This window comes from Arhodomonas sp. KWT (genome assembly GCF_010993615.1).
In genome coordinates, this window is sequence record NZ_WNXE01000367.1 from 1 (window position 1) to 1,821 (window position 1,821).

A 1,821-nucleotide genomic window follows, 5' to 3' on the forward strand; every position below is an offset into this window, starting at 1 on the left:
GGCCGCCTCTACATCGACCACCTGACGCCGGTGCGGCGCAGGCGGCTGATCAAACGCTACGAGCGTGAACGCGCCCGGGAGACGGACTCCTGAAACCTCAGGCCACGTGCACCGTCAGCCAGGGGTGGGGGCGACGCATCGTCAGTCCGGGAAGAAGGCTGCGCCACAGCCGTGCACTGCCGGCGCGCATGGTCTGCGCACGCAGCGAACGGGCGTCGCGCGTAATCCGCTCGAGCTCGGTGGGGTTGAGATTGAGGACGGTAAGCTCATTGGCGGACATGGTCTTTGGTCTCCTGAATGATGCGGTGCGTCAAATGTTAATGAGCAGGATAACGCCCCGCATCTCAGTCACATAGACATCTTCGGGCATAATCCCCTTTCCCCGGCAGCACAGATCCGCCGATGGGGTCGCATTGCCGGTTTTCCGTCGGAAAGGGGTGGTGGATACCGGGGTCGCGTGATCTATACTGGCGCGCTTTGCGCAGTGTAGTGGTAGTGGACATCGGTATGGCATCCGGCAGCAGACATCCCCGACTCGCGTGGTCCCAGGTCACCCTCGATAGCGCCCTGGCGCGTCTGGCCGGGGTCGAGACCGCGTGCATGTTGCCGATCTGGAGCGACCGCGCCGACGAGGGGGTGCCGGGCGAGCCCGTCGAGCACGATACCACCGACCTGCTGCGCGGCCTGTCGCTCGCCTTCGGGGAGGGGCCGGAGGAGTCCGGGCGTGACTGGGCCGCCGTGCATTCGTCACTGCTGGTCGCTCTGGCGGAGGTGCGGCGGTTCGACAACGTCGATGCGCTGCTGCGCAGCGTGGCGCTGGATTTCCGTCGTGACGGCTACCGCCGGGAGGCAGTGGCGGCCGTGCGTACCGCCCTGCGCATACGACCCGACAGCCAGCCGGCGCGGTGCCAGCTCATCATCGGGCTGTGGTTCCTGATCTGCGACCAGCTCGAGCCGGAGCCGGACGTGCGCCTGAGCGAGATCCGCTCGCTGTTCGAGGGGTTCGGCGAGGCCAGCGGCGAGACGGCGCGGGTCCGCGAGCTCGTCGCCTTCGCCTACCTGGTATCGGTGTTCTTCGAGGAGATGCGCATCGACGAGGAGGTGACCTTCGTCCGCCGTGCCCGGGAATGGCTTGCCGACAGCCCACTCGCCGGGCGTCTTGCAGACATGCAGGCCGCCGGCTACGTCGATCTCGGCCGCCTCTGCGCGGTGGAGTGATGCGCCGGCCTCAGGCCTCGCCGTCGCGGTTGACCGGGTAGGGCCCGGTCGGGCCGCGCAGCGGCTGTAGCAGCAGCCGGTCCAGGCGCAGCTCACGGGGATCGCGGAACTGTTCCAGGCCGATGACCATGCCCTCGTGCCCCGCTGCCGGTTGCGGCCGGTAAGTGCCCAGGAGCCGGTCCCACCAGGACAGGCAGAAGCCGAAGTTGCTGTTGGTCTCGTTGCGGATCACCGAGTGATGGACCCGGTGCATGTCCGGCGTGACCAGTACCCGCCGCAGCCGGCGGTCCACCGCCCCGTTCAGCCGTACGTTGCCGTGATTGAACATCGCGCAGGCGTTGAGCAGCACCTCGAAGACCAGCACCGCCACCGGCGGTGCGCCGATCGCGGCCACCGCCGCCATCTTCAGCCCCATGGACAGCAGTATCTCGACGGGGTGGAAGCGCAGCGCGGTGGTGACGTCGAATTCCAGGTCCGCGTGATGAACCCGGTGCAGGCGCCATAGCGCCGGGACGGCGTGGAAGAGCACGTGCTGGAGGTAAATCGCGAGATCCAGGGCCAGCACGGCGAGGATCACCGCGCCCCAGTGCGGCAGCGTGACGG

General features: G+C 67.9%; 3 protein-coding genes. 1 reads left to right on the forward strand and 2 read right to left on the reverse strand.

The features are described from left to right. Positions 1-97 precede the first annotated feature (97 nt). The gene (locus G7A99_RS18995; protein WP_018719446.1) at positions 98-280 is read right to left on the reverse strand and encodes a hypothetical protein; all 183 of its coding nucleotides are present in this window, start codon (positions 278-280) and stop codon (positions 98-100) included. A 227-nt stretch (positions 281-507) separates the two neighbouring features. On the opposite strand from G7A99_RS18995, the gene G7A99_RS19000 reads away from it, so the two are divergent. Next, positions 508-1,218, forward strand: coding sequence for a hypothetical protein (locus G7A99_RS19000; protein WP_018719445.1), 711 nt, complete (start codon positions 508-510; stop codon positions 1,216-1,218). A gap of 10 nt (positions 1,219-1,228) precedes the next feature. On the opposite strand, the gene G7A99_RS19005 is transcribed toward G7A99_RS19000, so the two are convergent. Further along, the coding region (locus G7A99_RS19005) for a sterol desaturase family protein (protein ID WP_163143130.1) at positions 1,229-1,821 on the reverse strand (593 nt) is incomplete at its 5' end.

What these genes read in the sequence shown, in the direction of transcription:
- G7A99_RS18995 (WP_018719446.1), bottom strand. Translation starts at nt 280, where the DNA reads ATGTCCGCCAATGAGCTTACCGTCCTCAATCTCAACCCCACCGAGCTC.
- G7A99_RS19000 (WP_018719445.1), top strand. Translation starts at nt 508, where the DNA reads ATGGCATCCGGCAGCAGACATCCCCGACTCGCGTGGTCCCAGGTCACC.